The sequence below is a fragment of the Pseudomonas sp. NPDC089407 genome (genome assembly GCF_044900445.1).
Lineage (GTDB): Bacteria > Pseudomonadota > Gammaproteobacteria > Pseudomonadales > Pseudomonadaceae > Aquipseudomonas.
In genome coordinates this window covers 346,013-362,379 of record NZ_JBJDNB010000001.1, presented here as the reverse complement: position 1 = coordinate 362,379, position 16,367 = coordinate 346,013, and the positions used below count along the sequence as shown (strand labels likewise).

Sequence of the window (16,367 nt, the reverse complement as noted above, 5' to 3'; positions counted from 1 at the left end):
TCAGATCTCCAGCGGCGTCACGCCCATGAAGGCGCCAAGGTGGCCGAGTTGGGCGAAGGCCATTTCCGGGCCGGTCTGGGTTGCGCAGCCGACCTGCCGGGCACGGTTCAGCAGTGGCGTGATTTCGGGTGAGGTGACCACGTCGGCGACCAGGGTGGCGGGCTGCAAGGTGGCCAGCAGGGCGGCAGACAATGGCAGCTCTGCGCTACTGCCCATGCCGACCGGGGAGGCGTTGGCCACAAGGTCGAAGTCCTCCAGCCCGTTGAACTGCGTGCCTACCGTGAGCCCGGGGAAGGCATTGCCGAGCAGCTCACACACAGTGCCCATGCGCGCTGTGCTGGGGTCGCTGAGGGTGATGCTGGCGATACCGGCTTCGCCCAGGGCATAGGCGATGGCGCTGCCGACGCCGCCGCAACCGATCACCAGGGCGCGCTTGCCCATCGGCGCGAAGCCATGCTTGCGCGCGGCACCCAGGAAGCCGGCGCCGTCCACGTTGTCGCCGAGCAAGCGCCCGTCGCGCTCACGGCGAATGACATTGACCGAGCCCAAGGCTGCTGCGCGTTCGCTCAGGCTGTCCAGACGGCTGGCCAGGGCCTGTTTGTACGGCACGGTGACCACGCAACCGCGCAGGTTCTGCCAGCCGCGCAAAGCATCGGCAAAGCTGCCCAGCGCTGCCTCGTGCAGGTCGATGGGGAGCATGGCGAGGTTGCAGTTGTTGTTGGCGAACCAGGTGTTGAAGTTCTCCGGGGACTTCACCTGGGCGACGGGCGAACCGACGATGGCGACCAGTTCAGTGGAACCACGAATCATGCTGACCTCCTTATTGGCTTTTTTGTGGAGGCAAGGGTGAGGCAGACGCGGGCAGGCAACAATGCACTGACTCGGCTTTTAGTGCGATAATCGCATTAATGATCCGGTTATCGCAGTAATCGGTTGTTTTTCCCCCCTGCGTACGAGCCCACTGCATGAACACACCCGCTATTCATCCCCGTGACCTCATTGCCGGCTTGCAGAAGGGCCTGGCGTTGATGCAGCTGTTCAGCGCCGAGAAACCGCGCCTGAGCGTGCCGCAAGCGGCCCGCTTGTCCGGCCTCACACCCAGTGCCGCGCGGCGCTTTCTGCTGACCCTGGTGCACGAGGGCTTTGCCGAAACGGACAGCCGAGAGTATTGGCTGACGCCCAAGGCCTTGCGCCTGGGCCAGGCCTACGTCGACTCGGCGCAATTGCCGCGCATGCTGCGGCCAATCATCGAGCAGGTGGCGCGGCAGACCCAGGAGCATGTCTCAGTGGGTACCCGTGATGGTGACGAGATCATTCACCTGGTGCGCAGCCGCTACAGCCATGTGGCGTCCTTGTCGATCAGGCCGGGCTCGCGGGTGCCGATGTATTGCACGGCGGGTGGGCGGGTGTGGCTGGCCTGGCTGGAGGAGGGGGCGCGGGATGACTACTTTGCGCGTAATCCGCTGCGGGCGCTGACGCCTTATACGCAGACCGACCGGGTGCAGTTGGAGGGGGAGTTGCAGCGGGTGAAGGGGCAGGGGTTCTGCATTGTCGACCAGGAGTATGAAATTGGCATGCGGGTGCTGGGTGTACCGTTGCTGAACCGGGCGGGTCAGTTGAAAGCGACGTTGACCATCACCACGCATGCGTCGCGGTTGAGCATGGATGAAATACGTTTGGCCTACTTACCGGCATTGTATGAGGCGCAGGCACTGTTGCGGCCGGTGCTGGATTGAGGCACAAACGCAAGTACCTGTGGGAGCGGGCGCGCCCGCGAAGCAGCCGACGCGCTGGTTGGCACCGGCTGCGCCGGTGTTCGCGGCCGCGCTTCAGAACAATTCGTCACTCTTCGATTTGAAGCGGTCTCTGTGGGAGCCGCGCTTGCCGGCGATGGGCTGCGAAGCAGCCCCAATACAGGCGACACCCTTCTGACGGATTGCGATTGACTTGAGACTTTTGGGGCCGCTGCGCAGCCCATCGCCGGCAAGCCAGGCTCCCACACCGAATGCGAGTTCCCTGCGCGACAGCGGAGCCCGCGAGGGCTGGGCGATCGCCTACAAGGCCTCGGCCACGCCTTGGTCCTCACCCAGGAACCCGCCGCTCTGGTGCTGCCACAACCGCGCATAGGTGCCATTCTTCGCCAGCAACTGCGCATGGGTGCCTTGCTCGATGATGTGCCCTTCATCCATCACGATCAGCCGGTCCATAGCCGCGATCGTCGACAACCGGTGGGCGATGGCGATGACGGTCTTGCCCTGCATCATTTCGTCCAGGCTTTCCTGAATAGCGACTTCAACTTCCGAGTCCAGCGCACTGGTGGCTTCGTCCAGCAGCAGGATAGGCGCGTTCTTCAGCATCACCCGGGCAATTGCAATGCGCTGGCGCTGACCACCGGACAACTTGATGCCGCGCTCGCCCACCAGGGTGTCATAACCGCTATTGCCCTGGCGGTCGCTGAGCTGGCTGATAAAGCCATCGGCCTGGGCGTTGGCCGCTGCGGCGCGAATTTGCGCATCGGTGGCATCGGGGCGGCCATAGGCAATGTTGTCGCGAATCGAGCGGTGCAGCAGCGAGGTGTCCTGGGTAACCATGCCGATGGCACTGCGCAGGCTGTCCTGGGTGACCTTGGCGATATTCTGCCCGTCGATGCGAATCTCGCCGCGGTCCACATCATAGAAGCGCAGCAGCAGGTTGATGAGGGTGGACTTGCCGGCGCCGGAGCGGCCGACCAGGCCGACCTTTTCGCCGGGGCGGATGTGCAGGTTCAGGTCGTTGAGCACCTGGCGCTCGCCGTTGTAGTTGAAGCTGACCTTGTCGAACGTCACCGCGCCCCCTGTGGTCACCAACTCGGTAGCATCCGGCGCATCCTTTACCTTGGGGCCACGGGTGAGAGTGGCCATGCCGTCCTGCACGGTGCCGATGTTCTCGAACAGCGAGGTGATTTCCCACATGATCCAGTGCGACATGCCGTTGATACGCAAGGCCATGGCGGTAATCGCCGCCACTGCGCCAGTGCCGACCTGGCCCTGGTGCCACAGCCACAACGCATAGCCACCGGCGGCCATGATCAAGCCCACCACCAACGCCTGGTTGACGATTTCGAACTGGCTGACCAGGCGCATCTGGCGAAAACCGGTCTGCTTGAAGTCCTCCATGGCGGCACGTGCAAAGTGCGCTTCGCGGTTGGAGTGCGAGAACAGTTTCACCGTGGTGATGTTGGTGTAGGCGTCGGAAACCCGCCCGGTCATGGACGAGCGGGCATTGGCCTGCTCCTGCCCGACTTTACCCAGGCGTGGGACGAAGTACAGCATCGCCAGGCCAAACAGCACGACCCAGGCAATGAACGGCAGCATCAGCTTCAGGGCAAAACCACCGGCCAAGGCAATGATGGCGATGAAGTACACGCCTATGCCGGGCAGGATCTCGATCAGGGTGAACAGCACATCGCGCACCGCCAGCGCCGTCTGCATCACCTTGGTGGTCACCCGGCCAGAAAACTCGTCAGAGAAGAACGACAAGCTCTGGCGCAGCATCAGCCGGTGAAAGTCCCAGCGCAGCCGCAGCGGCAAGTTGATTGCCAGTACCTGGTGCTGAACCATGGTCCGCAGCGCCACCAGCCCGACGCTGACCAGCAGGACGATACCGATGCCCCACAGCACACGGGTTTCCCCGGGGCCGACGGTGCCACCGGCCTGCCAGGCCGAGAGCAGGTCGACCACCTGGCCAAGGAAGGCGAACAACCAGGCTTCGTAGATCGACACCCCGGCACTGAGCAGTGCCAGCGCCAGGATGTAGCCACGGGCACCGCGCGTGCAGGCCCACATGAAGCGCAACAACCCCATGGGGGGAGGCGGCACCTCGTCGGGAGGGAAGGGGTCGAGGCGGCGCTCAAAAATACCAAGCATGCTTGTCTCCGGAAAATCAGTTCTTTGCTTTGCCAATAACCATACAGCACATCGCGGCATTCGCCTGTCGGTAGACGAACGTATTGGCCTGAAGCTATGTGGAAGCAGGTGACGCGGCGTATGGCCCCGGTTGCCTCCACGCGGTCCATTGTAGGAGCGGGTTCACCCGCGAATGCGTCGGCAAATCCACAGACGCATTCGCGCCTTGACAGCGGTCACGCCGCCCCAGCATTATCCAGCCATCTCCACGCAACGGGCTTGTCAGCATGTCCATGACCAACCACGCCATTTCCGCTTCGGGCTTCATTGCCCAGGCTGGTGCGTGCGTTGCCGTTGCCAAGAAATCCAAGAAACAGCCGCTCATCTGACCGAGGCGCGCTGTCTCGTCAGGTGGGCTGACGAGACAGAAGGCGCCAGGTATCCCTGCCCGACCACTTCGACTCTTCACCCTGCTGACGCTGACTTTCGGTCAACATCAGGAGTTTTTGCATGTCGAATTTCCGTGGTATCTGGATCGCCCTCGTCACGCCCATGCGCGCCAATGAAATCGACTTCCCGGGCATGGAAAAGCTGGTGAAGCAGTTGCTCGAAGACGGCGTGGCCGGTTTTGTGGTGTGCGGTACCACGGGGGAAGCAGCGGCGCTGTCCAAGGCCGAGCAACTGGCCGTGCTGGATGCGGTACTGGCCTGGGTTGAGCCGGGCAGGGTGGTGATGGGCCTGTCGGGTTACAACCTGAATGAGCTGCTGGCCTTCCAGGCGCAAATTCAGCAGCGTGAGATTGGCGGGCTGCTGGTCCCGGCACCTTGCTACATCCGCCCATCACAGGCTGGCATCGAAGCCTTCTTCGCCACCATCGCCGATGCCGCCCGCGTGCCGGTGATCGTCTACGACATCCCCTACCGCACCGGCGTGCGCATCGAGCGGGACACCTTGCGGCGTATCGTGCGCCACCCGCGCATTGCTGCGGTAAAGGACTGCAGCGGCGACAGCGAGACCACCATGGCGCTGATCCAGGACGGCCACGCCCAGGTGCTGGCCGGTGAAGACCTGCAGATCTTCACCAACCTGTGCCTGGGTGGCGCGGGGGCCATTTCGGCTTCTGCGCAGGTGCGGGCCGACCTTTACGTGCGTATGTTGCGCCAGGTCGACAGCGGCGATTGGGCAGCAGCACGTGGCACGTTCTACCAATTGCTGCCGTGGATAAAAATGGCCTTCGCCGAGCCCAATCCGGCCGTGGTCAAGGCGGCGCTGCAGCTGCAAAACCTGATCAGTGGCGAGCTGCGCGAGCCCATGCAGATGTGCACCGAAACGACACGGGGCAAGCTGCAAGGCGTACTGGCCTCACTCGGCACCTGACGCTTCATCTACAGGGCGTATTTCCTGGCCCCCGCCACACAGATGACAGCCCCCAGCGTAACGGCCAGCATCATCCAGCTGACCTGCTCGTGCAGAAGCAGCGCTGCCAGCCCAAGCCCCATGAACGGCTGCAGCAGTTGCAGTTGGCCCACTGCCGCAATGCCACCCTGCACGAGCCCTCGATACCAGAACACAAAGCCGATCAGCATGCTGAACAGTGAGACGTAGCCGAAGCTGAACCACGCTGGGGCGCTGACGTTGGCGAAGGCATCAGGCGCCGGGAAGTTGATGATCGTCAGCAGCAGCATGGGTGGCAACGCTACCAGCAGCGCCCAGCTGATCACTTGCCACCCCCCCAATGTCCGCGAGAGGCGCGCCCCTTCTGCATACCCCAACCCGCACACAACGACCGCAGCTATCATCAACAGGTCGCCCACCGCCGAACCTTCGCCGCCAGTCATCAATGCATAGCCAGCGACCAGCCCGGCTCCTGTCAGCGAGAACAACCAGAACAGTGGCCGCGGGCGCTCACCGCCGCGCAGAACCGCGAACCCTGCGGTACACAGTGGCAGGAGCCCGACAAAGACAATGGAGTGAGCAGAGGTGACATGCTGAAGGGCCAGAGCCGTCAGCAGCGGAAAACCGACAACAACGCCAAGCGCTGTCACAGCCAATGACGTCAAGTCACCACGCCCGGGGCGCGGTTGCCGCAGCACGATCAGGAAAAGCGCACCCAATAGCGCGGCAATGGTGGCCCTGGCACAGGTAAGAAACGTCGGTTCGAAAGCCGCCACTGCCACACGGGTTGCCGGCAAAGAGCCCGCAAAGATTGCGACGCCCATGAAGCCGTTGAGCCATCCGCTTGTTGATCTTTCCATCGGTCACTCCTAGATTAGCCGAAGGTCAGTACACCACCAACAGGCTAACCAAGGCCATGTACAATCCAGTACAGTTAAACCGAACTGTTATGTATATGAGTCCAGCACAGTTGAGGGTGTGATGATACGCAGCGGAACGCGAATTGGAACGGTCATGGGCGAGATCCAGTCGAGGATTGCCTCTCGAACCTACACCCCAGGTGCGAGGGTCCCCTCGGTCCGTGCCATGGCGCAGGCCATGCAAGTCTCGGTTTCAACCGTGCTGGAGGCCTATGAGCGGTTGATGGCAGAGGGTGTCCTCAGTTCGCGCCCTGGCTCCGGTTTTTACGTGGCCGGGCCGGTGGCGCCATTGGTGTTGACTGAACTTGGCCCCAGGCTTGATCGGGCCGTCGACCCGCTGTGGATCTCGCGCCAGTCTCTGGAAACCTCCAGCGATGCGCTGAAACCCGGGTGCGGCTGGTTGCCTGCCTCCTGGATGTATGAAGCGGGCATGCGCAAAGCGCTGCGAACCCTCGCCCGCTCTGAAACGGTGAAGCTGACGGAGTATGCTTCGCCGCTTGGATATCCGCCGCTCAGGCAATTCCTTTCCCGACGCCTGGCAGGTATCGGGATCGAAGCGCCGCTCGAGCAGATCATGCTGACGGAGTCCGGCACCCACGCCATCGACCTGATTTGCCGTTTTTTGCTGGAGCCGGGGGACACGGTGCTGGTCGACGACCCTTGCTATTTCAACTTTCTTGCCCTGTTGAAAGCACACCGGGTGAACATCGTGAGCGTACCCTACACGCCGACCGGCCCCGATATCGAGGCGTTCAGCGCAGCCCTGCGCGAGCATGCGCCCCGCTTGTACATAACCAATTCCGGCATCCACAACCCGACCGGCGCCAGTTTGTCCCCGGTCACGGCACACAGGTTGCTGAAGCTGGCTGACAGCTCCAGCCTGGTGATTGTAGAAGACGACATCTTCGGAGATTTCGAGACTACGCCCGCGCCACGGCTGTCCGCCTTCGATGGCCTGTCGCGTGTCATCCAGATAGGCAGCTTCTCCAAAACCATCTCCGCTTCGATTCGCTGCGGCTACATCGCTGCGCGCAGTGAATGGATCGAGAGCCTGGTCGATCTGAAGATTGCGACAACCTTCGGCGGCGGTCGCTTGGCCGCGGATGTAATCCATTTGGCAATTACCGATAGCGGCTACCGAAAACACATGGAAAGTGTGCGCGTTCGGTTAGCCGAGGAAATGGAGCGGACGGTAGCGAGGCTTCGGGCGATTGGTATCAAGCCCTGGATGATTCCCCAGGCAGGCATGTACGTCTGGTGCCAGCTGCCTCAGGGCAAGGAGGCGGCAACGCTGGCCAGGGCGTGCTTGAATGAAGGTGTAGTGCTGGCACCCGGGAATGCCTTTAGTCGGTCCATGACGGCGGGGGATTTCCTGCGTTTCAACGTGGCTCAGTCAGGTGACGCCCGAATCTACGAAGTGTTGGAGCGTGCGCTGGGTGGTTGAACGCGAGCCCAATCCCGCGCCCCTGTAGGAGCGGGTTCACCCGCGAATGGGCCGCAGCGCGGCCCCGGCGACTCAGAAGGTTGCCTTGACCTGCAGGCCTACCACCAACGCGTTGTCGATGTCTTTCCCGGAAAACGCCCCTGGCTCGATGATGTATTGCACATCCGGGCGCAGGTTCAGCCACGGCGTGGCCTGGTAGCCGTAGCTCAGCTCGATCAACTGCTCGGCGCTGTCGATGTCAGGGAACTGCTCGCCTGCATTGAACGTGGCATCTTCCAGCACATCGCGGCTACGCGGGTTGGGCACGGCGCGGCCGTAACCCAGTGCCACGGTATCCTTCGGCCGACCTTGGAACGGCTTGTACAGCACCACACCGGCGCCGTACCACTTGGTAAACGGCGAGGCGGCCTTGCTCGACGCCGAGTATTGACCGAAAGCGTGCAAACTGCGGCCAGGCGAGGCCTGATCATTCCACATTGCCTGGTCGACCAGCAGGTAGTGACCACCGCGCCCCGACACTTCGTCATCGCTACCAATGCGTTTAACATCGGAGCTGTCGTAGTAGTAGCCCAGCTTGTATTCGCCCGGCAGTTCACCCTGCAGCTTGTACACCAGCTCAACCGGGACCACGGTGCCAGTGGTGTGCTTGGGCCCCAGGTGCCAGGCGCGGCTAGAGTTGCCGTTGCTCTCGGGGTCGACGTTGAATGCCGCCACGCGCAGCTGCCAGGCGGGCGACAGGTCGTACTTCACCCGCACGCCGAGGTGGGCGTTGGGGTAGTTGGTCCAGCCGCTGCCACCGGACATGTTCAGCGGGTGGCCGCAGAAACCGGCGTTCATGAAGTTGCACAGGATGCCGCTGTCCAAGCCGCCGAGGTCGTTGCCCATGGCCATGTAGCCGAGCTTGACGTTCAGCGCCGGGGTGAACAGGGTGCGCTCGTAGCTCAGCTCGGTAAGGCGGGTGTACAGGCCACCGTAGTTTTCCTGGATCGGCAGGCGGTTGCCGACCAGGTCTTCCGAGGCGCTGTTGCCGCGGCGGTCGTTGATGGTTAGCTGGACCTTGCCGCCGTTATCCAGGCCGTACAGTTTCGACAGGTCGAACTGCACGCCCAGCTTGACGTTCTGCGAATAGCGCGCCGAACGGTGCAGGCCGCCGTGGGCGTTGTAGGCGGTTTCGCCGCTGTAGTCGCCGGTGATCTTAACGCCGTCTTCTTCCAGCTGATGGCGCAGGCCGCCCCAGTCACCGGTCAGGGTGCTGCGGGTCAGCAGGTCGTCGTTGGCGAGGGCAGTGGTGCTGGCCAGGGCCAGCAACAGGGTAGGGGTGATGCGGATTGCGGATGGCATTGCTGTGTCTCGTGTTGTCTGTTCGGGCCTATTCGCGGGTGAACCCGCTCCTGCAACGACCGGTGTGGGTCCTGTAGGGGCGGGTTCACCCGCGAAGCAGGCGACGCGGTCTTACGGCAAGGCGTAAGAAATCACGTAATCGCCACGGTCAGTCGACTGGCGTGCACCGCCAGCCGTGATCACCACGTACTGCTTGCCGGTTTTCGGCGAGACGTAGGTCATCGGGCCGCCCTGGCTGCCCACTGGCAGGCGAGCCTTCCAGATTTCATTACCGTTGCTGCTGTCGTAGGCGCGCAGGTAGAAGTCCTGGGTACCGGCGATGAACACCAGGCCTCCTTGGGTCGACAGGGTGCCGCCCAGGGTTGGCAGGCCGATCTTGATCGGCAGGTGCATGCGGATACCGAGCGGGCCGGTGTCTTCAACAGTGCCCACCGGTACCTGCCAGGCTACCTGGCGGGTCTTCATGTCGATTGCGGTCAGGGTGCCGAATGGCGGTGCCTGGCATGGAATACCGGCCACCGACAGGAAGCGGTTCTTGTTCACGGCATACGGGGTGCCCTTGAGCGGCACTGCGCCCATGCCGGTGTTCAGCGCTTCGCCACCGGCAGCGGCGTTACCTTTGTTTTGCGACGGAATCATCTGGATCCACAGGCCCAGGCGCATGTCGTTGACGAAGATGAAGCCATGTACCGGGTCGGTAGAGAGGCTGCCCCAGTTCATGCCACCCAGCGAACCCGGGAAGCTCAGCGACAGGTCGGTGCCCGGCGCGGTGTACAGGCCGTCGTAGCGCATTTTCTTGAAGTCGATGCGGCACAGCAGCTGGTCATACGGGGTAGCGCCCCACATGTCCGATTCGGTCAAAGTCTGCGCGCCGATCTGCGGCATGCCCACCGATTTCGGCTGGGTTGGCGAGTACGGCTCGTTCGGGATGTTGCTTGGCTTGACCGGTACTTCGTCGACTTGGGTCAGCGGCTTGCCGGTGGCGCGGTCGAGCACGTAGATCTGCCCGGCCTTGGTGCCGATCACCACCGCGGGTACCGATTGGCCGTCGTCCTTGGTGAAGTCGATCAGGCTCGGCTGCATCGGCAGGTCGAAGTCCCACAGGTCGTTGTGCACGGTCTGGTACACCCATTTCTGGTTGCCGGTGGTGGCGTCCAGGGCCAGCACCGAAGCGCCGTAGGTGTGGTCCAGCTTGTTGCGTTCAACACCATAGATGTCGGTGGACGACGAGCCCATCGGCAGGAACACGGTGTTCATCGCCGGGTCGTAGGACATCGGCGCCCAGCTGTTCGGGGTGCTGCGCACGTAGGTGCTGTCGCCTTGTGGTGCCTGGCGGTCTTCCGGGTTGCCCGGGTCGAAGGCCCAGCGCATTTCCCCGGTGATCACGTCGAAACCACGGATCACGCCGCCTGGCATGTCGGTCTGGACGTTGTCGGCAACACGGCCTCCAACTACCACGGTGGTGCCGGCCATCAGCGGTGCCGAGGACAGCTGGTAGTACGAGTCCGGCACGTTACCCAGGCCGGCCATCAGGTTGACCTGGCCGTTGTTGCCGAAGCCCTGGCAGAACTCGCCGGTGTCGGCGTCGACGGCAATCAGGCGGCCATCGATGGTGTTGGTCAGCAGGCGACGCTGACAGTTGGCACCGGCTGCCACGCTACCGCCGGTGATTGGCGAGCTGTTCGGCTGGGTCGGCTGGGCGATGGCGGCAGTGGCGTCGAAGTAAGCCATACCACGGCAACGCTGCCAGACCTTGGACTGGGCGTTGATCGCGTTCTTCCACAGTTCTTTGCCGGTGTCGGCATCGAGGGCAATCAGGTTGTTGTGCGGGGTGCAGATGAACACCTTGTTGCCAACCTGCAGCGGGGTCAGCTGGTCTTCGGCACCGTTGCCGTCGCTGATGGCCACGTCGCCGGTGTGGTAGGTCCAGGCCACTTTCAGCTTGTTGACGTTGTCACGGTTGATCTGGTCCAGCGCGGCGAAGCGGCTGCCACCTTCGGTGTTGCCGTAGTGGGCCCAGTCTTTCTGTTCCTTGCCGGCTTCAACCGGGGTCATGCCCGGGCCTTTGCCGTTAGGGGCAACGCTTGGGTGGGCAACGAACATGTTGCCGGCGGCGATCACCAGCACCACCGCCATGACCGCGGCGATGCCGTAGGCACCCCGGCCGGCACTGGTGCCGTTGGCACGTGCCAGCAGCGGGTAGACCAGCGCCACCACCATGCCGATGGCACCGAACATGAACAGGCGCGAGAACAGCGGCCAGAACACCAGGCCGGCGTCGACCAGTGCCCAGATGGCAGTACCGACCAGGAACAGCGCGTACAGCCAGGCACCGGCCTGCTTGCGGCGAGCGATGAGAATACCGGCGATGGCCATGGCCAGGCCGCCGATCAGGAAGTACCAGGAACCGCCCAGGCCGGCCAGCTTGATGCCGCCAGCAGCCAGGAGAAGACCGAGCAGAGCGATGACCACGCCCAGGCCGATCAGGATGGTGTTTGTGGCGCCAGAGGCGCGCGGTGTTTCGTTCATGCCAGGGATCTCAGCAGGTGGAATGCGCGCAGTTTAAGCCCTTAGCTTGCTAATTAACAAGTTGGTACATAATTTTGTGGGGCTGATTGTCGCAGGGCGGAACTTGCTTAGGTGTAGCTAAAAGTCTAGATCGTGCGCCGAAAATTGCACTAAACAAGGCGTCCATGCCGGCTGAGAAATTTGCATTGCGACTTTGGTTGTAGAGGGGCCAGCTCACGTCGGCCACGGCGTGGCGCTGCTGTAGAACACTGCCAGCCATATGGTGGCCTGGCCGGGTGCGGTCCATTCCACGCGGTGGCGGCAGTGCGGCGGGATGTCCAGGCAGTCGCCCGGTGTCAACAGGCGGGTGTGGTTCTCGTGCTCGAAGCGCAGACCGGCCGCGCCGCTAAGCAAGACGATCCACTCGCCTTCAGCCTGGTCATACCAGAAGTCGGGCGGGCTGGCCTGGCCACTGGAGACGATACGTTCTACGCGCACACCCGGGCGGCTGAGCAGCTGGTCGACACGTTCGGCGCGGGTGGGGTCGCAGGGGGGCAGGGCGGTCAGCAGGTTGTTCGGTGTCATGGTACGTCTCGTTTGAAGGGGGTAATTTCACTATGGACGCAATCACCGCGCAGTGCGCTTCTTGACCTGCCCGGCTGTTTGTAAGAACTTTCCGAGTTTTGGAAGACGGCTAGCCAATGGACAAACTCCTGGCGATGAAAATGTTCGTAACCACCGTCGATGCCCAGGGCTTTTCGGCGGCCGCGCGCAGGCTGGGGCTGGCGACATCGTCAGTGACACGCCTGGTCGATGCCCTGGAAGCGGCGTTGGGTGCCACCTTGCTCAACCGCTCGACGCGCCAGGTCAGCCTGACCGAGGCGGGCGCCCGCTACTATGAGCGTGCAAGAGGCATTTTCGAGGCGCTGGACGAGGCCGACGCCAGCGTCGCCGACCGGGGCGAGGAGCCCGTTGGCGTATTGCGCCTGTGCCTGCCGGTGGAGTTCGGCAGGCGCGTCATCGCCCCGCACCTGGGGCCGTTTCTGGCGCGGCACCCGGCGCTGGAGCTGGACATCGACCTCAGTGATCGCCTCGATGACCTGCTCGACGGGCGCTACGACCTGTCGATTCGCCTGGGCGACCCTTCGCCGCATGATGAACTGGTGTGCCGCCCGCTTGGGCGCTTCCAGCGCTGGCTGGTGGCCAGCCCCGCCTACCTGGCCGAGCATGAGCCGCTGCAGCACCCCCGGCAGTTGCTTGAGCATGCCTGCCTGCGTTTTCGCTATGGGCAGAAAGCGCGACCCTGGCGCCTGACCCGCGACCAGGAAAGCTTTGAACTGGACGTCGGCGGGCCTCTGCGCAGCGCCAATGCTGACATGTTGCGTGAAACCGCGCTGGGCGGGAGCGGTATTGCGCTGTTGGCCGACTGGCTGGTGCGTGAAGATGTTGAGGGCGGGCGCTTGCAGCGGCTATTCCCCGACTGGCAGGCCAGCCCAGGCACTGCCAATGACAGCATCAATGCGCTGTACCTGCCCAATCATCGGGGCTCAAGGCGCGTGAGCGCGTTTATCGGCTTTTGCGAAACATTGTTGCAGTGCAGTCGCTAGCGTTGCGCATGGCGCAAAGGCGCATTGCGCCGAGGCCGGATTCTCGGCGCTGACGCGTATGGGTAAGGTGGCCGACATAAACCACCCTTGTCGAGGAACCTCGCATGAACCCTTCCCTTGCCGCAGCGCAACCGGCAGCCGCCGGCCTGAGCCGGACCCTGGTCGTGCTGCTGGCGTTCTGCTGCGGCGCAATCGTTGCCAACATTTACTACGCCCAGCCCATCGTCGGGCTGATCGCCCCGGACCTGGGGTTGTCCACCGAGCACGCCAGCCTGATCGTCTCCCTCACTCAGCTGGGTTATGCCTTGGGCCTGTTGCTGCTGGTGCCGCTGGCCGACCTGCTGGAAAACCGCCGGCTGATGGTGGCAACTGCGGTATTGGCCTGTGTCAGCCTGCTACTGGCAGGGACCAGCAGCAGCGGCCAGGGCCAGTTGTTCCTGGGTTATGCGTTGCTGATCGGTTTCAGCTCGGTGGCGGTGCAGATGCTTATCCCGCTGGCGGCGCACCTGGCGCCAGAGCAACAGCGCGGCCGGGTAGTGGGCAACATCATGGGTGGCCTGTTGCTGGGCATCCTGCTGGCGCGACCCCTGTCGAGCCTGGTAGCCGACCATTTTGGCTGGCGCGCGGTGTTCATTGGCGCTGCCGCGGTCATGCTGGCGATCATCCTGCTGTTGGCCCTGACCCTGCCGCAACGTCGGCCCGAGCACAAGGCCAGTTATACCGAGCTGATGCTGTCGCTGCTGACCTTGTTACGCCGCTACCCGTTGCTGCGCCAGCGCTCGCTGTACCAGGCCATGATGTTCGCTGCATTCAGCCTTTACTGGACAGCGGTGCCAATGGCGCTGGCGGGTGAGCATGGTTTGTCGCAAAGCCAGATTGCCGTGTTCGCCCTGGTTGGCGCGGTAGGGGCGGTCGCCGCACCCATTGCCGGCCGCCTGGCTGATGCCGGGCATGCCCGGGCGGGCTCGCTGCTGGCGCTGCTGCTGGCGCCGGCTGCCTTGTTGCTGGGGCTGACGGTGCCGGGTTACAGCGTGATTGGGCTCGGCCTCACCGGCGTACTGCTGGACTTTGCCGTGCAGATGAACATGGTTATCGGCCAGCGCGAAGTGTACGCACTGGACCCGGCCAGCCGCGGGCGGCTGAATGCGGTGTACATGACCAGTATCTTCCTTGGTGGCGCCCTGGGGTCGGCGGTGGCCAGTGCGCTATTCAGCCAGTTTGGCTGGCAGGGCGTGGCGCTGGTGGGGGCTGCGTTGCCGGGTGTTGCCTTGCTGATTTTCTTGGCCAAAGCACGCCGAGCCTGAAGGCTGACGCGGTCTTGTAGGAGCGGCCTCGTGTCGCGATCGGGGTGCGAAGCGGCCCCACGGTTCACGTTCCAACACAGATCGCCGGGGCCGCTTTGCGGCCCATCGCGACACGAGGCCGCTCCTACAGGGGGCGCGACAGCCTGGGTATTATCGGCTTAGCGGCAACGCCAAACCAATCAAGGCAAACACGCTGCCGCAGCAACGATTGAAGCCCTTGCCGCCCTTGGCCAACCAAGGTCGAACGCGGAACGCCAACCGCGCCAGCAGGTACTCGACCAAAAACTCGACGCTGGCAAAGGTCGCCGCCATCACCACGAACTGCAGCGCCAGCCCGCGCTGCGGGTCGATGAACTGCGGCAAGAACGCGCCATAGAACAGCAGCACCTTGGGGTTGGCGATGGCCGACAGCAGGCCTTGGCGAAACAGCCCCGCATGACTTAGCCGTGCGCTACGTTCGGTCAGTTCCAAGTGCAGCCCCGGGCTGCGCCACAGCTGAATGCCCAGCCAGATCAGGTAAGCACCGCCCACCCACTTCAATACGCCCAGCACCGAGGCCGAGGTTTGCAGCAGGGCGCTGAGGCCAAACATGGCCAGGGCGATCAGGGCACTGAAGCCGAACACCCCGCCAACAATGGTGAACAACGTTCGACGCGCGCCGTACAAGGCGCCGTGGGTCAACGCCAACAGGCTGTTGGGGCCCGGGGTCAGCGACAGGCCGATGCTGGCCAGCAGGTAGATAAGCCAGGCGTCGAGTGCCATATGAGGAATGCCTTGTGCTGTGGAGGGCGCCAGTCTATGGCGCAATGCGTGATCTGCAAGGGTATGATCTGGACATTGAATAGTCATGTTTGGACGCTGCCTCGTGCAACCCGATATCCGCCTGCTGATCCTGCCGTTACCGGATTTTGCCCTCTTGCCGTTTGGTGCCTTTCTCGACAAGTTGCGCTTCAGTGCAGACGACGAGGACTATAGCCAGCAACGTTATTGCAGCTGGACTGTCGCAGGGCTCAACCTCGACCCGGTGCCGTCCAGCAGTGGCGCGGTGCTGCAGGTCGAGGCTGTCGCTGGCGAGCTTGACATGGCCGGTTTCGACTACCTGGTGCTGTTCGGCGGGCGCAATGCCATGGCGACTGCCGCGCTGGCGCCCCGCTACCAGGCGTTGCTCAGGCAGGCCGACAGGGCCGGGGTCAAGCTGGTGGGGGTCGACAATGGCGCATTTCTGCTGGCCGCCTGCGGCCTGCTGCGGGGGCACAAGGTGGTGGTGCACTGGCGTCACGAAGCCGAGTTTCGTGCGGCCTTCCCGCGTTTGCAGGTGTTGCGTGAGCAGCTGTATTGCATCGACGGCAATCGCATTACTTGCGCAGGTGGCACTGCGGCCATCGACCTGGCCGTTGCGCTATTGTCCCGCGCCTGCGGCCGCACCCGGGCACTCAAAGGGTTGGCCGACATGCTGGTGGACGAAACGCGCGACAGCCGCCATGCCTTGCGTTCGTTGGCGTTGGGGGTTGGCCAGGGGCGCCAGGTGCAGCGGGCGCAAGCGCTGATGCGTCATCACTTGGGGGCGCCGTTGGCGGTGGAGCAATTGGCTGTCGAACTGGGCATCAGCCGCCGCCAGCTGGACCGGCAGTTTCAGGCCAGCCATGGCATGAGTGCCAAGGCCTGGTGGCTGGAGATGCGCTTGCAGCAGGCGCGCTGGCGCTTGCTCAACTCCAGCCACAGCCTGGCGCAGATTGCCGATGAGGTCGGGATGGCGGATGCCAGTTACCTGGGCAAGTGTGTGCGGCGGCGGTTTGGGTGTACGGCCCTCGAGTTACGTACAGGCACAACCCCCCTCTGAAGCCGCGCGCGGTTCCCTGTAGGAGCGGCCTTGTGTCGCGATGGGGTGCGCAGCGCCCCCCCAAAAACTCAGCTTCGCTGCGGATAATGCTGGGGCTGCTTTGCAGCCCGTTCGCGACACAAGG

At 63.4% G+C, this 16,367-nt stretch carries 13 protein-coding genes; 6 read left to right on the top strand and 7 right to left on the bottom strand.

Going from position 1 to position 16,367, the window contains the following annotated elements; all coding sequences use genetic code 11:
• Positions 1 to 810: a shikimate dehydrogenase family protein gene (locus ACI2KG_RS01890; RefSeq protein WP_404660575.1), complete on the bottom strand. Its 810-nt coding sequence runs from the start codon at positions 808 to 810 to the stop codon at positions 1 to 3.
• Between the two features lie 155 nt (positions 811 to 965).
• Here ACI2KG_RS01890 and ACI2KG_RS01885 point away from each other — a divergent pair, with 155 nt between their 5' ends.
• Positions 966 to 1,736 (top strand): IclR family transcriptional regulator, encoded by a 771-nt coding sequence (locus ACI2KG_RS01885; RefSeq protein ID WP_404660574.1) that lies wholly within the window; start codon positions 966 to 968, stop codon positions 1,734 to 1,736.
• A 318-nt stretch (positions 1,737 to 2,054) separates the two neighbouring features.
• On the opposite strand, the gene ACI2KG_RS01880 is transcribed toward ACI2KG_RS01885, so the two are convergent.
• A complete protein-coding gene (locus ACI2KG_RS01880; protein WP_404660573.1) occupies positions 2,055 to 3,905 on the bottom strand; it encodes an ABC transporter ATP-binding protein in 1,851 nt (616 codons plus the stop codon).
• A gap of 489 nt (positions 3,906 to 4,394) precedes the next feature.
• Between ACI2KG_RS01880 and dapA the strand changes: the two genes are divergently transcribed.
• On the top strand, positions 4,395 to 5,261 hold the full coding sequence (gene dapA / locus ACI2KG_RS01875; RefSeq protein ID WP_404660572.1) for a 4-hydroxy-tetrahydrodipicolinate synthase: 867 nt from the start codon (positions 4,395 to 4,397) through the stop codon (positions 5,259 to 5,261).
• Between the two features lie 8 nt (positions 5,262 to 5,269).
• Here the strand turns inward: dapA and ACI2KG_RS01870 are convergent, their stop codons facing one another.
• The gene (locus ACI2KG_RS01870) at positions 5,270 to 6,139 is read right to left on the bottom strand and encodes a DMT family transporter (RefSeq protein WP_404660571.1); all 870 of its coding nucleotides are present in this window, start codon (positions 6,137 to 6,139) and stop codon (positions 5,270 to 5,272) included.
• Between the two features lie 121 nt (positions 6,140 to 6,260).
• Between ACI2KG_RS01870 and ACI2KG_RS01865 the strand changes: the two genes are divergently transcribed.
• Positions 6,261 to 7,643, top strand: coding sequence for a PLP-dependent aminotransferase family protein (locus ACI2KG_RS01865; protein WP_404660570.1), 1,383 nt, complete (start codon positions 6,261 to 6,263; stop codon positions 7,641 to 7,643).
• Between the two features lie 72 nt (positions 7,644 to 7,715).
• Here ACI2KG_RS01865 and ACI2KG_RS01860 read toward each other — a convergent pair whose 3' ends face one another.
• The 3 genes from ACI2KG_RS01860 to ACI2KG_RS01850 form a co-directional block, all read right to left on the bottom strand.
• Entirely contained in the window at positions 7,716 to 8,984 is a 1,269-nt protein-coding gene (locus ACI2KG_RS01860; protein ID WP_404660569.1) for a carbohydrate porin, read from the bottom strand.
• A gap of 111 nt (positions 8,985 to 9,095) precedes the next feature.
• Complete coding sequence (locus tag ACI2KG_RS01855; protein WP_404660568.1) at positions 9,096 to 11,513, bottom strand: glucose/quinate/shikimate family membrane-bound PQQ-dependent dehydrogenase; 2,418 nt, start codon at positions 11,511 to 11,513, stop codon at positions 9,096 to 9,098.
• A gap of 213 nt (positions 11,514 to 11,726) precedes the next feature.
• Positions 11,727 to 12,077: a cupin domain-containing protein gene (locus ACI2KG_RS01850; RefSeq protein WP_404660567.1), complete on the bottom strand. Its 351-nt coding sequence runs from the start codon at positions 12,075 to 12,077 to the stop codon at positions 11,727 to 11,729.
• 116 nt (positions 12,078 to 12,193) lie between these two features.
• On the opposite strand from ACI2KG_RS01850, the gene ACI2KG_RS01845 reads away from it, so the two are divergent.
• Together ACI2KG_RS01845 and ACI2KG_RS01840 are read left to right on the top strand one after the other, a co-directional pair.
• Positions 12,194 to 13,099 (top strand): LysR family transcriptional regulator, encoded by a 906-nt coding sequence (locus tag ACI2KG_RS01845; RefSeq protein WP_404660566.1) that lies wholly within the window; start codon positions 12,194 to 12,196, stop codon positions 13,097 to 13,099.
• A gap of 104 nt (positions 13,100 to 13,203) precedes the next feature.
• Positions 13,204 to 14,403, top strand: a complete 1,200-nt coding sequence (locus ACI2KG_RS01840; protein WP_404660564.1) for an MFS transporter — start codon at positions 13,204 to 13,206, stop codon at positions 14,401 to 14,403.
• Positions 14,404 to 14,553: 150 nt separating this feature from the next.
• Here the strand turns inward: ACI2KG_RS01840 and ACI2KG_RS01835 are convergent, their stop codons facing one another.
• Entirely contained in the window at positions 14,554 to 15,165 is a 612-nt protein-coding gene (locus tag ACI2KG_RS01835; protein WP_404660563.1) for a LysE family translocator, read from the bottom strand.
• 103 nt (positions 15,166 to 15,268) lie between these two features.
• Between ACI2KG_RS01835 and ACI2KG_RS01830 the strand changes: the two genes are divergently transcribed.
• On the top strand, positions 15,269 to 16,243 hold the full coding sequence (locus ACI2KG_RS01830; RefSeq protein WP_404660562.1) for a GlxA family transcriptional regulator: 975 nt from the start codon (positions 15,269 to 15,271) through the stop codon (positions 16,241 to 16,243).
• Positions 16,244 to 16,367: the final 124 nt, after the last annotated feature.

Coding starts and splice junctions, on each gene's coding strand:
- ACI2KG_RS01890 (WP_404660575.1), bottom strand. CDS start 810: ATGATTCGTGGTTCCACTGAACTGGTCGCCATCGTCGGTTCGCCCGTC.
- ACI2KG_RS01885 (WP_404660574.1), top strand. CDS start 966: ATGAACACACCCGCTATTCATCCCCGTGACCTCATTGCCGGCTTGCAG.
- ACI2KG_RS01880 (WP_404660573.1), bottom strand. CDS start 3,905: ATGCTTGGTATTTTTGAGCGCCGCCTCGACCCCTTCCCTCCCGACGAG.
- dapA (WP_404660572.1), top strand. CDS start 4,395: ATGTCGAATTTCCGTGGTATCTGGATCGCCCTCGTCACGCCCATGCGC.
- ACI2KG_RS01870 (WP_404660571.1), bottom strand. CDS start 6,139: ATGGAAAGATCAACAAGCGGATGGCTCAACGGCTTCATGGGCGTCGCA.
- ACI2KG_RS01865 (WP_404660570.1), top strand. CDS start 6,261: ATGATACGCAGCGGAACGCGAATTGGAACGGTCATGGGCGAGATCCAG.
- ACI2KG_RS01860 (WP_404660569.1), bottom strand. CDS start 8,984: ATGCCATCCGCAATCCGCATCACCCCTACCCTGTTGCTGGCCCTGGCC.
- ACI2KG_RS01855 (WP_404660568.1), bottom strand. CDS start 11,513: ATGAACGAAACACCGCGCGCCTCTGGCGCCACAAACACCATCCTGATC.
- ACI2KG_RS01850 (WP_404660567.1), bottom strand. CDS start 12,077: ATGACACCGAACAACCTGCTGACCGCCCTGCCCCCCTGCGACCCCACC.
- ACI2KG_RS01845 (WP_404660566.1), top strand. CDS start 12,194: ATGGACAAACTCCTGGCGATGAAAATGTTCGTAACCACCGTCGATGCC.
- ACI2KG_RS01840 (WP_404660564.1), top strand. CDS start 13,204: ATGAACCCTTCCCTTGCCGCAGCGCAACCGGCAGCCGCCGGCCTGAGC.
- ACI2KG_RS01835 (WP_404660563.1), bottom strand. CDS start 15,165: ATGGCACTCGACGCCTGGCTTATCTACCTGCTGGCCAGCATCGGCCTG.